This window comes from Roseobacter denitrificans OCh 114, from assembly GCF_000014045.1.
GTDB lineage: Bacteria > Pseudomonadota > Alphaproteobacteria > Rhodobacterales > Rhodobacteraceae > Roseobacter > Roseobacter denitrificans.
In genome coordinates this window covers 3,969,365-3,986,622 of record NC_008209.1, presented here as the reverse complement: position 1 = coordinate 3,986,622, position 17,258 = coordinate 3,969,365, and the positions used below count along the sequence as shown (strand labels likewise).

Annotated in this window: 15 protein-coding genes; 10 read left to right on the top strand and 5 right to left on the bottom strand. The window is 58.5% G+C overall.

Annotation, left to right across the window (positions count from 1 at the left end):
* Positions 1 to 45 precede the first annotated feature (45 nt).
* Together RD1_RS18840 and RD1_RS18835 are read left to right on the top strand one after the other, a co-directional pair.
* Positions 46 to 444: a BlaI/MecI/CopY family transcriptional regulator gene (locus RD1_RS18840; protein WP_011570167.1), complete on the top strand. Its 399-nt coding sequence runs from the start codon at positions 46 to 48 to the stop codon at positions 442 to 444.
* Positions 428 to 1,567 (top strand): M56 family metallopeptidase, encoded by a 1,140-nt coding sequence (locus RD1_RS18835; protein ID WP_011570166.1) that lies wholly within the window; start codon positions 428 to 430, stop codon positions 1,565 to 1,567. Before RD1_RS18840 ends, RD1_RS18835 begins: the two co-directional genes overlap by 17 nt.
* 17 nt (positions 1,568 to 1,584) lie before the next feature.
* On the opposite strand, the gene RD1_RS18830 is transcribed toward RD1_RS18835, so the two are convergent.
* On the bottom strand, positions 1,585 to 2,925 hold the full coding sequence (locus RD1_RS18830) for an aspartate aminotransferase family protein (protein WP_011570165.1): 1,341 nt from the start codon (positions 2,923 to 2,925) through the stop codon (positions 1,585 to 1,587).
* Between the two features lie 103 nt (positions 2,926 to 3,028).
* Positions 3,029 to 5,419, bottom strand: a complete 2,391-nt coding sequence (locus tag RD1_RS18825; RefSeq protein WP_011570164.1) for a GcvT family protein — start codon at positions 5,417 to 5,419, stop codon at positions 3,029 to 3,031.
* A gap of 437 nt (positions 5,420 to 5,856) precedes the next feature.
* On the opposite strand from RD1_RS18825, the gene RD1_RS18820 reads away from it, so the two are divergent.
* The 8 genes from RD1_RS18820 to RD1_RS18785 all read left to right on the top strand — a co-directional run bounded on the left by RD1_RS18820 (position 5,857) and on the right by RD1_RS18785 (position 14,377).
* Complete coding sequence (locus RD1_RS18820) at positions 5,857 to 6,825, top strand: TAXI family TRAP transporter solute-binding subunit (protein ID WP_011570163.1); 969 nt, start codon at positions 5,857 to 5,859, stop codon at positions 6,823 to 6,825.
* A 95-nt stretch (positions 6,826 to 6,920) separates the two neighbouring features.
* Positions 6,921 to 9,521, top strand: coding sequence for a TRAP transporter permease (locus RD1_RS18815; protein ID WP_011570162.1), 2,601 nt, complete (start codon positions 6,921 to 6,923; stop codon positions 9,519 to 9,521).
* Positions 9,518 to 9,946, top strand: coding sequence for a universal stress protein (locus RD1_RS18810; protein ID WP_011570161.1), 429 nt, complete (start codon positions 9,518 to 9,520; stop codon positions 9,944 to 9,946). The genes RD1_RS18815 and RD1_RS18810 overlap by 4 nt, the downstream gene beginning before the upstream one ends.
* A gap of 119 nt (positions 9,947 to 10,065) precedes the next feature.
* A complete protein-coding gene (locus RD1_RS18805) occupies positions 10,066 to 10,512 on the top strand; it encodes an ion channel (protein ID WP_011570160.1) in 447 nt (148 codons plus the stop codon).
* Positions 10,513 to 10,609: 97 nt separating this feature from the next.
* Complete coding sequence (locus tag RD1_RS18800; RefSeq protein ID WP_011570159.1) at positions 10,610 to 11,080, top strand: CIA30 family protein; 471 nt, start codon at positions 10,610 to 10,612, stop codon at positions 11,078 to 11,080.
* A 132-nt stretch (positions 11,081 to 11,212) separates the two neighbouring features.
* Positions 11,213 to 12,637 carry a circularly permuted type 2 ATP-grasp protein gene (locus tag RD1_RS18795; RefSeq protein ID WP_044033271.1) on the top strand — a complete coding sequence of 475 codons (1,425 nt, stop codon included), beginning with the start codon at positions 11,213 to 11,215 and terminating at the stop codon, positions 12,635 to 12,637.
* A 1-nt stretch (position 12,638) separates the two neighbouring features.
* Complete coding sequence (locus RD1_RS18790; RefSeq protein WP_011570157.1) at positions 12,639 to 13,580, top strand: alpha-E domain-containing protein; 942 nt, start codon at positions 12,639 to 12,641, stop codon at positions 13,578 to 13,580.
* On the top strand, positions 13,580 to 14,377 hold the full coding sequence (locus RD1_RS18785) for a transglutaminase family protein (RefSeq protein WP_011570156.1): 798 nt from the start codon (positions 13,580 to 13,582) through the stop codon (positions 14,375 to 14,377). Before RD1_RS18790 ends, RD1_RS18785 begins: the two co-directional genes overlap by 1 nt.
* 50 nt (positions 14,378 to 14,427) lie before the next feature.
* Here the strand turns inward: RD1_RS18785 and RD1_RS18780 are convergent, their stop codons facing one another.
* From RD1_RS18780 to RD1_RS18770, 3 genes are read right to left on the bottom strand one after another with little or no spacing between them, the layout of a single operon-like run.
* Positions 14,428 to 15,207: an IclR family transcriptional regulator gene (locus tag RD1_RS18780; protein WP_011570155.1), complete on the bottom strand. Its 780-nt coding sequence runs from the start codon at positions 15,205 to 15,207 to the stop codon at positions 14,428 to 14,430.
* Positions 15,208 to 15,224: 17 nt separating this feature from the next.
* Positions 15,225 to 16,586, bottom strand: a complete 1,362-nt coding sequence (locus RD1_RS18775; RefSeq protein ID WP_011570154.1) for a TRAP transporter large permease — start codon at positions 16,584 to 16,586, stop codon at positions 15,225 to 15,227.
* A complete protein-coding gene (locus RD1_RS18770) occupies positions 16,586 to 17,254 on the bottom strand; it encodes a TRAP transporter small permease (RefSeq protein ID WP_011570153.1) in 669 nt (222 codons plus the stop codon). The genes RD1_RS18775 and RD1_RS18770 overlap by 1 nt, the downstream gene beginning before the upstream one ends.
* Positions 17,255 to 17,258: the final 4 nt, after the last annotated feature.

Sequence of the window (17,258 nt, the reverse complement as noted above, 5' to 3'; positions counted from 1 at the left end):
CTCACAGGCGTTCTGGCATGAGCCGCGCCCAGGAATGGTTTTTTCATGAGAGAACGCAAAAAAAGTGAGCTTCTGACCGAGGTGGAGTTGGAATTCATGAACGAGCTGTGGGCCTTGGGGGAGGGGACCGTGCGCGACGTGCTAAGTCAATTGCCCACGGAACGTGATCTTGCCTACACATCCGGCGCGACCATCCTGCGCATCCTCGAGCAGAAGGAATTCGTGACCAGCCGCAAGGTGGGCAAACAGCTTGTCTACAAACCTGAACTGCAAAAGGACGCCTATCAATCCCGCTCGCTCAAGGATCTGTCGCGCAAGCTCTTTGACGACACCCCGGAATCCCTTGTGGCACGGTTGGTCAATGATGACGCCCTGACCGAAGAAGCCCTTGGCGAAATCCGCGCACTTGTAGACCGGAGGCTGAAAAATGATACCGGCGGATAAGCTGCTAGACGCCTATGTGAATGCCAATATCCTTTTCGTCTGTGCCTATGTTTTCTGGGTCTTGGTGCGCGGGCGGCTCGCTCTTTTCGGGCTGGAGCGGGCCTATGGCGCGCAGTTGCGACTGCTCAACAGTATATTCCTGACCATCGTGCTGGCCCCTTTGATCGCCTTGGCGTTTGGCCTGCTGCAACAGATTGGCGTTGCCAAGGGCATGACGCTGAACCTGTCTGACATGGTGGTGTCCTATTACCTGAACGGCGGTTTGCAGATGCGCGCGACAGAGTTTGAAGCGCTCGTGACGCTGCGCAACACGGTCACGCTGAACATCGTGTCCGGTGTCGGCTGGTTTGCCTGGCTGACCCTCGCGGTGCTTGGGGCCGGTTTTGTCACCGGGCTGGCGCGCCTTGTCATATCCATGACAAGTCTGCGCCGGATTGTGCGGGGCAGCTATGTCTGGCGTCGTTTTGGCAGGGTGCAGTTGCGTCTGTCGGACAAGACGCTTGTGCCGTTTTCGACGCGCGGTCTCTACACTTACTACGTGGTCATCCCGTCTCACATGCTGACGGAGGCGCACGAACTCAAGGTGACGCTGGCGCATGAGTTTCAGCACATCCGGCAGGGTGATCTGGAATGGGAAATCCTGATCGAGGCGCTCAAGCCGTTCTTTTTCCTGAACCCGGTCTATCACGCATGGAAGCGGCAGGTTGAAAACCTGCGCGAGTTGAACTGCGATAGTCAGGTGCTGTCGCGTGGCCGCATTGACGTGCGCGAATACTGCGACACGCTTTTGTCGGTCTGTCAAAAGACGCTGAGCCGGGATCGCGCCTTTGTCATCGCCGTGCCCAAGGTGACGTTGGTGACTGCGGAACGGCCGAGGGTGCGGCAAGGCGGCAAAAGCGTTCTGGAGGCGCGTATTCGCTCGCTCACGAACTTGCGGGATGCCAAGCAATCGCGGCTCGCCGTTCTGGCATTGGTTTTGCCTTTCGTTGCGGCAGTAGCGCTGCTGTCGCTGGCGATCCAAACCCCGCCAGATTGGAGCCAGGATCGCTTGATGCTCTCCACGGTCGTTAACCTCGAACGGCTTGATGAAATAAACCGCTTGTCCGCATTTGGCCGTAACTAAGCGAGCGTCAGACCCGGTTAAACCGCAGCAGGGTCAGCACCGATAACCTGTTCAAGGGCTGTCGCCAGCTTGCCGACCAATTCATCGATCTGGTTGTCTTCGATGATGAAAGGCGGTGCCAGCAGCACGTGATCGCCCGCCCGTCCGTCGCGCGTGCCCGCCATTGGATAACAGATCAGCCCTGCGTCGAAGGCTGCTGTTTTGATTTTCGCGGCATATCCCTTTGCAGGGTCAAAGGGTGTTTTAGTTTCCCTGTCCTCAACGATTTCGATGCCCTGAAACAGCCCTCTGCCGCGGATATCGCCCACATGTGGATGTTGACCGAATTGGTCATGCAGCGCTTTTGACAGCACCTCGCCTTGCCGCCGGGCCCGATCGCATAGTCCGTCGCCAACAATCTTGCCCACCACCGCCAGCCCGGCAGCGGCGGCAACCGGATGGCCGAGATAGGTGTGACCATGCTGAAAAAAGCCTGTTCCGTTCTTTATTGTTTCGTAGATTTCGCCCGTGCACAGCATCGCCCCAATGGGTTGATAGCCCGCGCCAAGCCCCTTGGCGATGCACAGGATATCAGGCGCGATCCCATCTGCATCGCAGGCAAACAGATGGCCCGTCCGACCCATGCCGCACATCACTTCATCAAGGATCAGAAGCACGTCGTAGGTGTCGCAAATCTCACGGATGCGTTTGAAATACCCTTCAACAGCGGGAACAGCACCGAGTGTTGCACCCACCACAGGCTCGGCCATGAAGGCCATGACGGTTTCAGGCCCAAGGCGCAAAATCTCGTCTTCCAGCTCCTGCGCAGCCCGCAGGCCATAAGCGGCGGCACTCTCGCTCTCTTCGCGCAGCACATATTCGTAACAGGGTGCGATATGATGAACGTCAAACAGCAAAGGCGCAAATTGCTGCCGCCGCCATTCATTCCCGCCTGCCGCCAATGCGCCCAGCGTATTGCCGTGATAGCTTTGTCGCCGCGCGATCAGGTGCCGTTTTTCCGGCTGGCCTTTTTCGACAAAATACTGCCGGGCGAGTTTGATCGCAGCCTCCGTCGCCTCAGAACCGCCGGAGACGAAATAGACCCGATCAATGCCCTTGGGGGCGTGTTCGATCAACAGATCGGCGAGCGCTTCGGCTGGTTCAGACGTCAAAAACCCGGTATGTGCAAAGGCAAGATCCGCGACCTGTTGCTGTATGGCGGCGATCACATCCGCGTCACCATGCCCGAGGCAGGAAACAGCAGCACCGCCTGATCCATCCAGATACGCCTTGCCCGTGCTGTCATAGAGATAACACCCTTCGCCACGCACGGCGGTCGGGACGGGCTTTTTACAATGACGCGGAAACACATGCGACATCAGGTTTCTCCTGTGCAAAGGGGAATGGCAAAGTGAGCGTTGGTTTTTTCTAGATCATGGCGCGTGCAGAATCCATCTGCGTCTGCCGGGACGGTTTGGTTGATCATGGGCGCATCCGCGCGCCGCTTGGATCAAACGCCGCTGCAAACTGCATGCGCCCGCTGTATCTGGTTCCGGCGATATCGACCTCGACTGCCCCACCGTCAACGGCGGGATTTACATGCGCCAGTGCTACAGGTGCGCTAAGCCGATAGCCATAGCTGGCAGAGGTGATCTGGCCGATGATGTCCGGGCCTGCGTAAACCGGTTCGTGCCCCAGCGGGACGGCGGTTTCATCGTCAAAGACAATCGTGACCAGAGAGCGTTTTGACGTCTGCACGCGATCTGCCAAGGCTTGCGCACCGATGAACCCGCCGGTCTTTTTCGCCATGTGGTGCAAGCCAGCTTCAACCGGGCTGAGATCGCTGTCGAGCTCGTGTCCCATGGCGGCAAACCCTTTTTCGATCCGCATTGAGGTTTGCGCATATAGGCCCGCAGGCACCGCCCCTGAGGATTTCAGTGCGGTGTAAATCGGCAGGGCGTTTTCGGCCTTGCAGGTGATCTCCCAGCCTGCTTCGCCGACGTAGGACATGCGTGCCGCACGCACATGTTTGCCCGCAATGAAAGCGGGGCCGACCTGGAAATACCCAAGCTGGCATAACTCCGGCGCACCGGTTGCCGCGATGATGCGTGCAGCATCCGGCCCCATCAGGCACAGGACAGCGTAGTCTTCGGTGCTGTCTTTCAGGGTGACGTCGAACCCGTCGCGATGACGCAACGCCCACGCCAGATCGCGTTTGATCGCATTGGTGCCGACAAACAGCCTGTAGTGATCATCGGCAATGCGTTGGGCTGTGATGTCGCTTTCAAAGGTGCCGCGCTCATTCAGCAGGGCGGTGTATATTGCCGTTCCGGTCGGGCGGTCCATGTTGCGCATCGCCAGATGTTGCAGGAACGCGCAGGCATCGGGGCCTGTCACTTCGATCTTGCCGAACGGGGATGCATCAAAAATGGCGGCGCCCTCATGGGCGGCACGGACCTCGGCGCGCACATTTTCAAACCAGTCGGGGCGTCCAAAGGTCATGCGCGGTTCCGCCTGTTTGCCAAAATAAAGCGGCCTTTCCCACCCGTAGACCTGACCGAAATGCGCATTGGCCCGGGCGTATTCCGCATGCAGCGGCAGCGCGCGCAGATCGCGCGCGGTTTTGAGTTGGCGACCGGGGTAGGCGATTTCATAATGCGTGCCGAGGATTTCGGGCGCGCGGGCCATCAGGTGGTCAACCGAGTTGAACACCGGCGCGAACCGTTTGGCGTCCGCTTCGCCAAGGTCATAGGCGGTGTGCCCGTGCACGATACTATGGGCGAGGTTCATGCCCGCCCCGCCACCGGAGGCCATGCCGACCGAATTCATACAGCAGCCCAGAAACAGCCCGCGCGTTTCTGCCGTTTCGCCAAGCATGAACATGCCGTCCGGCGTGAAACTTTCCGGTCCGTTCAGCAGCATTTTAACCTCGGCGTTTTTCAGACAGGGCAGGCGGTGCAGCGCATTCAGCATCATGGGTTCAAAATGATCCCAGTCCTCGGGCAGAAGGCCAAATTCGAAATTCTGATCCAACACACCGGGCGCAATCGGCTTGCCCATGGATTCAAAACATCCCACCAGCAGGCCCCCGCTATCGTCGCGAATGTAGAGATGGCTGTCATGATCGCTGAGCGTGGGCACATTGCCGGTGATCCCCGCAAGCGGCTTGGTCAGCAGATAGAAATGTTCGCAAGCCAGAGCGGGCACCTCGGCCCCGGCCATGGCTCCCACCTCGCGCGACCACAGCCCGGTGCACAGCGCCACGGCATCGCAGGTGACGGTGCCGTTCGTCGTCTCGACCCCCGTGATGTGCCCGTTGCGCGTCAGAATGCCGGTCACGCCCGTATTCTCGAAAATGCGCGCACCGAGGCTTTTGGCCGATTTGACCAGTGCGGCACAGACATCAGATGGCGAAACACGGCCATCCTCCGGAGACCAGACCGCACCGAGCACATCGCTGGTGTTCATCAGGGGCCAACGTTCCTGTGCCTCGCCTGCGCTGATCCAATCGGCCTTGATGCCAAAGGCATGCGCGAGCGCTTCCTGCCGCCTGACGTGCGTCACTCGGTCGGGCGTGGTTGCGATGGACAGCGAGCCTTTCTGGATCCAGCCCACCGACTGGCCGGTTTCCTCTTCCAGCTGCGCGTATAAATCAACGGAGTACTGGATCATGCGGGTCAGGTTGCGGGAGTGCCGCAGCGCGCGTACCTGCGCCGCGGAGTGCCAAGTGGTGCCGGAGGTGAGCTTGTTGCGTTCCAGCAGGAGTGCGTCGGTAACGCCCATCTTCGCCAGATGGTAAAGTGTTGAGCAGCCCATGATGCCGCCACCGATGACAATCACGCTGGCATGTGCGGGCAGGTTGGACGCAGTCATGGCGACTCCCTTTGTGTCGCATCAGTTGAAGCACGTGTCCGAGCCGTTGAGAATAGAAAAATGAAAATGCGCCGGGTGATCGCCGCGTCATCATATGTGCATCATCCTGACGTGGCCATAGTGCCGAGCCCGCGTCGTTCCTGAACACGCATGGCCGCGAGAGAGGCGTAAAATCAGCCGTGAATTCAGAGAGTACGACATCACGCGCATTGCAATTTGGTGATCGTCCCTTCATCTTGACGCGGTAGAGCCTTCAGTTCTTTTCATCCTATGCTGCAACACTAGTATCACTGGAGACAAAAAATCTTTGCTCATCCGCCGCGCCGGACAGGACGCGGGGAATCGGATACGCGCCGCATAACAAACCATTGAGTGTCTTGGAGAGAACTGGACGCCATAAAAAACCAACTTGCAACATATAAAGGGAGATCAAACACATGTTCGCAAAACATTTTCTGACAGGGGCGGCAATGGCTGCTTCGCTTGGCATGGCGGGCGCCGCACATGCTGAGCAGACGTTCATCACGATTGGCACCGGCGGTGTCACGGGCGTTTACTATCCCACCGGTGGCGCGATCTGCCGTCTGGTGAATAAGGACCGCAAGGAACACAACATCCGTTGTTCAGTGGAATCCACAGGTGGGTCTGTTTACAACACCCGCACCATCCGCGAGGGCGAGTTGGACTTTGGCGTGGTGCAGTCCGACGTGCAGTCCGCGGCCATGGAGGGTGTGCGCGCCTTTGAAGGGGATGAGCCCTATGCCGACCTGCGCGCGGTCTTCTCGGTGCACCCGGAACCCATGCACGTGATGGTGCGCGAGGATGCAGGCATCAATTCCGTCATGGATATGAAGGGCAAGCGCGTCAACATCGGTAACCCCGGTTCGGGCACGCGCGTTCTTGCGGATGTCCTGATGGAAGCGGCTGGCGTAACGCCGGACGATTTCTCGCTCGCGGCGGAATTGAAATCGTCAGAGCAGGCGGCCGCGCTTTGCGACGGCAAGATTGATGCGGCCATCTGGGCGGCGGGCTTGCCAAATGGGTCCACCATGGAAGCGACCTCCACCTGCGGGATCAAGATCCTCGATCTGACGTCTTCGGGTATGGACAAGGTACTGGAGACCAACCCGGCCTATGCGGCAGCGACAATTCCCGGCGGGCTCTATCCGGGCAATGACGCCGATGTCGCGTCCTGGGGGCCCAAAGCCACCTTCGTGGCAGATGCCAACACCCCGGATGAAGTGGTCTATGTGCTTGTCAAAGCGGTTTTCGAGAACTTTGAAGACTTCAAGAAACTGCACCCCGCCTTTGGCCGTTTGACCGAAGAAGAGATGATCAAGGACGGCCTCAGCGCCCCGCTGCACCCCGGTGCCGCGAAATACTACGCTGAGCGCGGCTGGATGTAAGCCTGCGATGCTCAAAACGGGCCCCGGCGCGCGGCGTGCCGGGGCCACCCAGAATAAAAACAAAAATCAATTGATATTCCCACAGGGGGGACAGCATGACAGATGCACAGTCAAAGGGCCAGGACACGGCCCTTGAAGATATCGTGGCCGATGCCGATACCGGCGGACGCAGCCCCAACGACGCATTTGGTCGTGCCGCCCTGTGGTATCTGCCCCTCGTCTGGGCAATCTATCAGCTTTGGATCGCATCGCCGTTGCCCTTCATGCTGGGCATGGGTGTTTGGAACGATACGCAGACGCGCGCCATCCACCTCGGCTTTGCGGTTTTGCTGGCCTTCCTCGCCTTTCCGGGGCTGAAATCAAGCCCGCGTAACCGCATTCAGGCGATAACATGGGCCGTGGCAATCGTTGCGGCCATCGCGGCGTCCTACCTCTGGTGGGACTATCGCGGTGTCGCCCAACGCACCGGTGCGCCAAATATGACCGACATCGTGATTGCGGGCATCGGCATCGTGCTGTTGATGGAAGCGGCACGCCGCTCTCTCGGCTTCCCGCTGATGGGCGTGGCACTGTTCTTTCTGGCCTACGTCTTCTTTGGCTCATGGTCGGGCCTGCCGGAGGTCGTGCAGTGGAAAGGTGCATCCTTCGAAAAAGCGATGAGCCATATGTGGCTCACGACCGAAGGGGTGTTCGGCGTCGCCCTTGGCGTGTCATCGGGCTTCGTGTTCCTCTTCGTGCTGTTCGGCGCATTGCTCAATCAGGCGGGGGCGGGCAATTATTTCCTGAAGCTCGCGTTCGCCGCACTCGGCCATTTGCGCGGCGGCCCGGCCAAGGCGGCCGTGATCGCCTCGGCGGCGACGGGCCTGATCTCAGGCTCCTCGATTGCGAATGTGGTGACAACGGGCACATTCACCATCCCGTTGATGAAGAAGGTCGGCTTTCCCGCCACCAAGGCCGGTGCCATCGAGGTGTCCTCTTCGATCAACGGCGTATTGACGCCGCCCGTCATGGGGGCTGTGGCCTTTCTGATGACGGAATATGTGGGCATATCCTACGTCGAGGTTGTGAAAACCGCGATTGTGCCTGCTGCCATTTCCTATGTGGCGCTGGTCTATATCGTTCACCTCGAAGCGCTGAAAATGGGCATGACGGGCACCAGCCGCATGCACCCGGTCAAGTTCATCCTTGGCGCGATCTTCATCATCGCGATTTCCATCGTGATCGCCGGTGGCACGCTGTTCTTGTGCGGGTTGATCGTGGATCTGATCGGCGGGGCCTTTGGCGGCGCCTCCATCTGGGTCATTCTGGCGGTCATCCTCGTGTCCTATATCGCCGCCGTGCGCTACGCGGCACAGGGCCCCGATCTGGACATGAGCATCGAGTCCATGCAGCACCTGCCGCCCACGCGCGAGATTTTCAAGACCGGTGTGCATTACCTGATGCCGATCCTGTTGCTGATGTATCTGCTGATGATTGAACGCAAATCACCGGGGCTGTCGGCCTTCTGGTCGACGATTTTCATGCTGTTCATCCTTCTGACGCAAAACCCGCTGAAGGCGTTCTTCAGAGGCGAGGGCGAGGCCCTGCGCCATATCCGCGAAGGTCTGTCCGACATCGCCGAGGGTATGATTGCAGGCGCGCGCAACATGATCGGACTGGCCGCCGCGATGGGCGTGGCCGGTATCATCGTGGGTGCGGTGACCCTGACGGGCATCGGTCAGGTCATGGCCGAATTCGTTGAATTCCTGTCTGGCGGGAACCTTCTGGCGATGCTTTTCTTTGTCGCGGTGATCTCGATCATTCTCGGCATGGGGCTGCCGACAACGGCGAATTATATCGTCGTGTCTTCGCTGATGGCGGGCGTCGTTGTTGAACTGGGCGCGCAGTCTGGTCTTATCGTGCCGCTCGTTGCTGTGCATATGTTCGTCTTTTACTTTGGCATCATGGCGGATGTGACGCCCCCTGTGGGGCTGGCGAGTTTCGCAGCCGCCGCCATTTCCAAGGGGGATCCGCTCAAAACCGGGTTTCAGGCGTTCTTTTATTCCATCCGCACGGCGCTGTTGCCTTTCCTGTTTATCTTCAACACCGACCTTCTGTTGATTGATGTGGGGCCGGTGCAGGCGATCTTCGTGTTTATCGTGGCCCTTATCGCCATGCTGTTGTTTGCCGCCGGGACGATGAATTACTTCATGGTGAAATCGCGGCTCTATGAAAGTGCCGTGTTGCTGTTTGCCGCCTTCATGCTGTTCCAGCCGGGGTATTTCCTGAACCGGATCTCGCCTGAATTCGAAACGGTGCCGGGCGCGCAATTGTTTGAAATGGCGCAAGCGGCGGAAGATGGCGCGTCGCTCAGGGTGCGTCTGGTGGGCGAGAATCTGATGGGCGATATGATTGATGCCCGCTATCTGTTGCCGGTCGGGGATGCGGGCGCTGACGGTGCGACCCGCCTGTTGGAGGGCGCAGGAATCGAGTTCCGTGAAGAGGACGGACAGATATTTGTCGACAACCTCAACTTCGGCGGACCGGCGGAACAATTGGGCATAGATTTTGACTGGGAAATCGTCGAATTGGACGTTGAAGCGGACCGGATGCCCAAGGAACTGTTCTACCTGCCCGCCTTCCTTTTGGTTGGGGGGGTGTACCTGCTGCAAATGGGCCGCAAACGCAAAGCAGAAGCCGAGGAGGCCGTGGCATGACCGATCATATCCTGTGTTCTGTTGATCTGACCCACGAGGATGAAGCGGCCAAACTGCTCACTGAGGCGCACAAACTCGCCGGCTTCTATGGCGCAACGCTGAGTGTTGTGACGGTGCTGCCGGATTATGGCTCGTCCTGGGTCGGGTCCTTCTTCAAGGAAGGTGCGATGCATGACGCCGCCGAAGCGGCCAGCGATGCGCTGCACAAGCTGGTCAGCAAGACACTGCCGGATGCCACGGGCGTCCAGCATATCGTCGAAATCGGTGTGGTCTATGAAAAGGTCCTCGAAGCCATCGGGCTAAGCAAGGCTGACCTTGTCATTGTCGGCGCGCATAAACCTGATTTCGCGGATCGCTTTCTGGGGCCGAACGCAGCGCGGATCGCGCGTCATGCAGGCATATCGACGCTGGTTTTGCGGATCTGACAGCGCAGGCCTGCGTGCAGGATCAGACAGACGCAGCAAGGCGCGCATCGTTTTGCCTTTCGATTGCAGAGCGTTTTTGCTATCGCCTCGGATGGCAACAATCTGGATGAATACCTGACGTGTCTGTTCTGTTTCAATTGATGCTCGGCAGCTTCTTACTGGTGCTCTGCACCTTCATCCATGTCGGTGTCATGGTGTGGCTCACCAAGCGGCTCAGGGTGATCATGGGCGCGCTGGAGCATACGACCGCGAAGAAGTATTTCACGATCCATGCAGGTGTCATTCTGGCACTGATGCTGTCGCATACGATACACCTCTATATCTGGGCGCTGTCGCTCTGGGCACTCGGGGCCTTGCCGGGCCATGAGGAACCGATCTATTTCGCGCTCGTGACCTACACCACTGTTGGCTATGGCGATACGACGCTTGGCCCTGCCTTCCGCATTTTTGGCGCGATGGCCTCAGTGAATGGCATTCTCGCCTTTGGTATGACCACGGCCTTTCTGGTCGGTCTGTTTCCGCGTTTCATCGGGCTGCCGAACGACAATGATGACCGGGACCGGTGATGCGCGTTCGTTGTGCAAACCCTGCGCCGCCTGATGGCTCTTTTATGCCACGGTGTGCCCACTTGATGTGCAAACCGCTTGTGTGTCAGGGGGCTGTGTGCAGCTGAACCCCACATGGGAATTCGTGTCTGACCGTGTCATGGGCGGTGTGTCCGAAGGTGCGCTGTCCATCGCGTCGCACGAGGGGCAGCCGGTCGCCCGGTTGACCGGGCGTGTGTCTCTGGAAAACAACGGTGGTTTTGTCCAGATGGCATTTGATGTGACGCCCGACGGCAGTGCGCTGGACGCCTCAAAATGGGCCGGGTTGGAAATCACGCTGCGGGGCAACGGCGAAACCTATGACATCCGCCTGCGCACAGCGCAGCTCACCCGCCCGTGGCAGTCCTTCCGAACGCAGGTCACGGCCACGCCCTCATGGCGCATTGCACGCCTTCCCTTTGATCGGTTTGAACCGCATCGCACGACGCAAAGCTTTGACCCTGCGGCGCTGCGCCGGATCGGCGTTCTGGCGATAGGCAAGGTTTTTGAGGCGGATATCAGTGTCGCGCAGGTCGGTTTCTACCGATAGCCTTGCCTTGACTGGCCTGTGCAAGAGGTTAATTTTTGAGCAAAGTGTTAATTTTTCAGTAAGTTAGCCACGCCGACAGGGGCTTTGCAGAAACTTGGTTGCGCCCTTGATGTGGTCGGTTACGCTAGAGCGATGACAAAAAAGATAAATCACTTCAGTGAGATGACGGCAGGGGATGATGTGCGCGCACCTTACCGTCACTATCAATCATGGTTTGACGGACAGGATGTTGACAGGTTATCGCGCAAGGCACAGGAAGCGGAAGTCTTCTTTCGCCGCACCGGGATTACCTTCAACGTCTACGGCCAGTCCGACGCCGAAGAACGTCTGATCCCCTTTGATCTGGTGCCGCGTATCCTGTCCGGGGCGGAATGGAGCAAACTGTCACGGGGCATTGAGCAGCGCGTGCGCGGGATCAACGCGTTTCTGCACGACATCTACAACCGGCAGGAGATCCTGCGTGCGGGTATCGTGCCTGTTGATCTGGTTGCAAGAAACGACGCCTTTCTGCCGCAGATGATGGATTTTACACCGCCCGGTGGCGTTTATACGCATATCGTCGGCACTGATATCGTGCGTACGGGCGAGGATGATTTTTATGTACTCGAAGACAATGCACGCACCCCTTCCGGTGTCAGCTACATGCTCGAAAACCGCGAAACCATGTTGCAGATGTTTCCCGAACTCTTCAGCAAGATCAAAGTGCAGCGGGTCAGTGATTATCCCAAGAACCTGCGCCGCTCGCTTGAGGCATCCGCCCCTGCCGGATGCACCGGTCGGCCCTGCGTCGTGGTGCTGACCCCGGGCATTCACAACTCCGCCTATTATGAGCATAGTTTCCTTGCGGATCAGATGGGTGTCGAACTGGTGGAAGGGCACGACCTGCGGGTGATTGATGGCCATATCGCGATGCGCACCACGCGCGGTTATAAGGTGATTGACGTGATTTACCGGCGCGTCGATGACGATTTTCTCGACCCGCTGACGTTCAACCCGACCTCCATGCTCGGTGTGCCGGGGATCATGGATGTGTATCGCGCGGGCAATATCACCATCACCAATGCGCCGGGGACAGGGGTTGCGGATGACAAGGCGATCTATAGCTACGTGCCTGAAATCATCGAGTTCTACACCGGCGAAAAGGCGATCCTGAAGAACGTGCAGACGCACCGCTGTTCAGAACCGGACACATTGAAGTATGTGCTCGACAACCTTTCGGATCTGGTCGTCAAAGAGGTGCATGGCTCGGGCGGATACGGCATGCTTGTAGGACCTGCGGCGAGTAAAAAGGAACTGGCGGATTTCGCAGATAAACTCAGGGCGGACCCGGCGAATTATATCGCGCAACCGACCCTGTCGCTGTCCACCGTGCCGATCCTGACGGATGCAGGCCTTGCCCCGCGGCATGTGGATCTGCGCCCCTTTGCGCTGGTCTCGCCCAGTTCAATCGACATCGTACCGGGTGGCTTGACCCGTGTGGCGCTGACCGAAGGCAGTCTGGTTGTGAACTCAAGTCAGGGTGGCGGCACAAAAGACACCTGGGTTTTGGAGAGCTGATATGCTGGGCAAAACCGCAGGTGGCTTATATTGGATGTTTCGCAATCTCGAACGTGCCGGCAACACGGCGCGGCTGATCGAGGCCGGGTTTCGCATCGCGCTGACGCGCTCAAAAGATCCGGAGTCCGAATGGAAATCGGTCATTGTCACGTCGGCGTCGCAGTCGGCTTACACCGCCAAACACAGTGGCTATGACAGCGCTAGGGTAACGGATTTCCTGCTGCGTGACCCGGATAACCCGAACTCCGTGCTGTCTGTAATCAAGGGCGCGCGCGACAATGCGCGGCTGGTGCGTACGGCGCTGACGACCGAGGTCTGGATGGCGGTGAACGAAACCTGGATGGTGCTGACGCAGGCCCTGAAGGACCCCGTACCCGAAACCGACCTGCCCGAAGTGCTGAGCCTGATCCGCCAGCAATCGGCGTTGGTGCGCGGGGCGCTGCATGGCACGATGCTGCGCAATGACATCTATGACTTCTGCCGTCTTGGGAATTTTACCGAACGGATGGACAGCACGGCGCGGATCATTGATGTGAAGTATCACGCCCTGCTGCCTGCTACGTCTTTCGTGGGCAGCCGTATGGATAACGTACAGTGGGAAATGATCCTGCGGTCTGTGTCAGCGCATGCGTCGTTTCGCTGGGCGGTCGAAGGGGAGTACAACGCGCCCAACATCGCCAGCTTTCTGATTCTTGACAGACGCCTGCCGCGATCCCTTGCCTTTTGCGCGTCACAGATCGTGGATCACCTGAGCTATCTTGCAGAGGAATACCGCGACCGCCCCAAAAGCCTTGATCTGGCGCAGGATCTGAACGCACGCCTGAAAAACCGCGACATCAGTTCGATTTTTGACGAAGGGCTGCATGAATTTCTGAATGCGGTGATCCGCGATAACAACACCCTTGGTCGCCAGATCGAGCATGACTACAGGTTCAATGCATAATGGAACTCTCGATCACACATAAGACTGAATACGCCTATGAGGCGCCGGTTGATTTTGCCCTGCAAAAGGTGCGGTTACGTCCGTTGGACTCGGCGCTGCAAAGCGTGCAGCGCTGGAGCCTCGACATTACCGGCGGCAAGGTCGAGGCGCATTACAGTGACCACTATGGCAACCACGTTGATCTGGTCAGCGCTGAAACCGGCACGCAGAAACTGCAGCTTGTGGCCAGCGGTGTGGTGCAAACGCGCGATACCGCCGGTGTGCTGGGCAAGGTCTATGGGCGCGCGCCGCTTTGGCATTTTGCGCAGGCAACGCCGCTGACCAGGGCGGGGCCGCAGATCAGCGCTCTTGCGGAAACTGTCGGCTCCGGAAAAGACCCGCTTGACGGGTTGCATGCGCTCAGTGCGGCGATCCTGAAGAAGGTGCCATATGAAGCGGGGCACACGAATTCAGCGACCCCGGCCGAAACGGCAGTGACCCTGGGCAAGGCCGTTTGTCAGGATCACGCAAACATCTTCATCTCTGCTGCCCGGATCGCCGGGCTGCCTGCGCGCTATGTCAGCGGATATCTGTTGATGAATGACACGGTTGATCAGGATGCCAGTCATGCCTGGGCCGAGGTGCACCTCGACAGCCTTGGGTGGGTCGGCTTTGATGTGTCCAATGGTGTCTGCCCGGATGAAAGATACATCCGCATTGCCATCGGGCGCGATGCCCATGACGCCGCACCGGTTTACGGCTTGCGCGGCGGGTCCGGTGCGGAAAGCATGATGGTGTCCCTGCAGGTGCAGCAATAGCCCCGCGCGGTGTGGGCGCGCGCACCGGGCCATGGCGTGCATCAGACGCTTCAGGTGTTGATCAGGTCTGACAATTCGCTGGCCGCCGCGAAAAGGCTGTCGATTTTGGCGACGAGGTCTTCAAGGCTCTGGCGTTGCAGGGGGGCGTGGACGGACAGGGTCGAGACCAGCCGCTTTTGCGTGTCATAAATCGGGACGGCAACAGCGGCCATGCCTTCCATGAACTCTTCGTCATCCGTGGAAAAACCGCGTTTGCGGGTCAGGTCAAGCTCTGCCTTGAGTGCGTCCCGGTCGGTGATTGTGCCAGGGACATATTCATCCAGTTCCAGATTGGCCAGCAACCTTTCGAGATAGGCGGGGCGCAATGCCGACAGGTACATCTTGCCGCTGGCGGTGCAGTGAAAGGGCACGTTCGAGCCGACAGGCAGTTGAATGCGCAAAGGCCAATGCGTTTCCACCCGGTCGAGATAGGTCATGCCTTCGCGGTCGGGAGTGGAAATGTTGCAGGTCTCCCCGATCTCCTCGGCAAGGCGGCGCAGGATGACGAGGCGCAGCATGCGTACCCGTTGTGACGAAACGGTATTGACGGCCAGTTGCCGCAATCGAGGGCCGGGACTATAGGACCGCCCGTCGATATCGCGTTGTAAAAACCCTGCTTCCTCCGCGGTATGAAAGAGACGGTGCAGGGTTGGTTTGGGCAGGTTCAGCGTATCTTTCAACGCTGAAGGCGTGACCGGAACCCCCACCCGGGCGACCTCTTCGAGCAGGACCAGCAGCCGCAAGTTCGTCGGGATCTGGCCGTGCTTTTCAGGGGAACGGTCGTCAGGCATAGGGGTTCCGTCTCAGGTTACTGCATGAAGCCAACCAACCACAAAGCGGTGATCGGCGTGAGGGCGACAAATATCCAAACGATCAGCAGCGATGCAAGGTACATCGTGGAGAATCTGAGCAGCCGGAAATATGGCACCCCGGTAACCCCTGAGGCAACATATAGGTTCAACCCGTAGGGCGGCGTAATGAACCCAATTGACGCACCGACAAGGAAGACAACCGCAAAGTGGACCGGATCGACACCGACAGATACAGCAATTGGCGCGAGGATCGGCGCAAGGATGATCGTCACCGGCAGGGATTCAAGGATCATGCCCGTGATGAAGACGATTGCCATCGCGGTAAACAGCACCGCGTAGTATCCGCCCATTCCTGTCACGAAAGCGCCGATGTATTCCTTCGCACCCAGCGATGACAGGACCTGTTGCATGGCGACCGACACCGCGATCAGGGGCACCAGAATGCCTGTGATCTGCGCGGAGCGGGACACAATGGCCGGCACGCTCGGCAAGGTGAACCCTTCGACGACAAACATCGACAGAAAGCTCTTTTGTTCAACGGGGACATCTGCGTCACTGCCCAAGACCTTGTTGAGCGGATAGCACAGCAGACCCACGAACACACAGAAACCAACGGTCACACCCGCAGCCTCGGTCGGGGAAAACTTGCCGGTGTAAATGCCCCAGAGCACCAGGCCGATGGCAAAGAACCCGAGCCACGCCCCGAACGCGGTCTTGATCACCCGCTGAAAGGACAGACCGATCAGGATACCCCAGCCGTTGATGGTGCAGACGATGAACGCAACCGTCATCATGGCAAGAACCATCAGTGTTCCGGGCACGATACCCGCGATGAACAATTCGGAAATCGGCAGGTTCATCAGGAACCCGTAGACGATAAAGATGATTGACGGTGGAATGATGATCCCAACCGTGCCGCCCGCCGCCGCCGTGGCCGCAGAGAAGCGTTCGTCGTAGTTGCCCTTGACCATTTCAGGATGCAGCATCGACCCGATGGTGGCCGTTGTGGCCGAGTTCGACCCCGAGATCGCCGCGAAAAGCCCGCAAGCCGCGATGGATGCCATGGCCAAACCGCCGCGCAGCCACCCCAGACAGGAATAGGCAAAATTCGACAATCGTCGCGCGATGCCGGATTGGTTGATCAAATCCCCGGTCAGGATGAAGAGGGGCATGGCAAGCAGGGCAAAGCCTTTGCTGAACACGTTGATCAACTCGTTGCCCGTGTTGGCCAGTGGCAGACCGATCACAAAGCTGCAGCCGATGACCCAGTAAAAGATGACGAGCAACACAGGCGTGCCGAGCATGAACAAAGCCGTGACGCCGAGCGAAATAAGGGTAATCCAGGATCCATCTGTCATTATACGTCTCCGCCGATAACAGCTTGTTTGATGATGGGGGTGCCGGAGCGGAAGTTGTTCCAGTCCTCCAGCCAGTTCCCGATGACGCGCCCGGACATGAGCGTGAATGCAATCGGGACGGTCAGGTAGAACCACCATTTCATGACATCATCGACCCCGTCGACCAGTTGGAAATTGTCTGCGGACAGTGCGGTAAAGCGCAGCGAGGTGGTAATGGCGATCCAGCAGAACCCGAGCCACAAAGCGGCATCCAGCGTGAGTGTAAGCATCTGCCCAGTGGGCGGCATTTTTGCGCGAAACTCACTGAAGCTCAGGTGCGTGCGCAGTTTCACGTTATAGGAGCAGGCGAACCATGCCATGACCATGAAGAGGAAAGGGGGCACGGTCGTTGAACCGGACCATTGATGCGAAAACACAAAGCGGTCGATCACACCCCAGCAGATGATACCCGCGATGATCAGGTACATGGTAACTGACAGGCCGCGTTCCAGATGTTTTTCGGCGAATGGAACATATTTGTAGAACAGATGCGCCAGATACCCGCCAACAAGCGTGGCCACGAAACAGAACAGCCACATGCCGTCTTTGTCAAACGCGCTTCTCTTTTCCCAGGAACTTCCTGAAAAAAGAGTGGGAACGATAGCAATCGCTTCAGAAACAATAGACATACAG

Coding starts and splice junctions, on each gene's coding strand:
- RD1_RS18820 (WP_011570163.1), top strand. CDS start 5,857: ATGTTCGCAAAACATTTTCTGACAGGGGCGGCAATGGCTGCTTCGCTT.
- RD1_RS18785 (WP_011570156.1), top strand. CDS start 13,580: ATGGAACTCTCGATCACACATAAGACTGAATACGCCTATGAGGCGCCG.
- RD1_RS18790 (WP_011570157.1), top strand. CDS start 12,639: ATGCTGGGCAAAACCGCAGGTGGCTTATATTGGATGTTTCGCAATCTC.
- RD1_RS18830 (WP_011570165.1), bottom strand. CDS start 2,925: ATGTCGCATGTGTTTCCGCGTCATTGTAAAAAGCCCGTCCCGACCGCC.
- RD1_RS18810 (WP_011570161.1), top strand. CDS start 9,518: ATGACCGATCATATCCTGTGTTCTGTTGATCTGACCCACGAGGATGAA.
- RD1_RS18775 (WP_011570154.1), bottom strand. CDS start 16,586: ATGACAGATGGATCCTGGATTACCCTTATTTCGCTCGGCGTCACGGCT.
- RD1_RS18815 (WP_011570162.1), top strand. CDS start 6,921: ATGACAGATGCACAGTCAAAGGGCCAGGACACGGCCCTTGAAGATATC.
- RD1_RS18770 (WP_011570153.1), bottom strand. CDS start 17,254: ATGTCTATTGTTTCTGAAGCGATTGCTATCGTTCCCACTCTTTTTTCA.
- RD1_RS18835 (WP_011570166.1), top strand. CDS start 428: ATGATACCGGCGGATAAGCTGCTAGACGCCTATGTGAATGCCAATATC.
- RD1_RS18795 (WP_044033271.1), top strand. CDS start 11,213: ATGACAAAAAAGATAAATCACTTCAGTGAGATGACGGCAGGGGATGAT.
- RD1_RS18780 (WP_011570155.1), bottom strand. CDS start 15,207: ATGCCTGACGACCGTTCCCCTGAAAAGCACGGCCAGATCCCGACGAAC.
- RD1_RS18840 (WP_011570167.1), top strand. CDS start 46: ATGAGAGAACGCAAAAAAAGTGAGCTTCTGACCGAGGTGGAGTTGGAA.
- RD1_RS18825 (WP_011570164.1), bottom strand. CDS start 5,419: ATGACTGCGTCCAACCTGCCCGCACATGCCAGCGTGATTGTCATCGGT.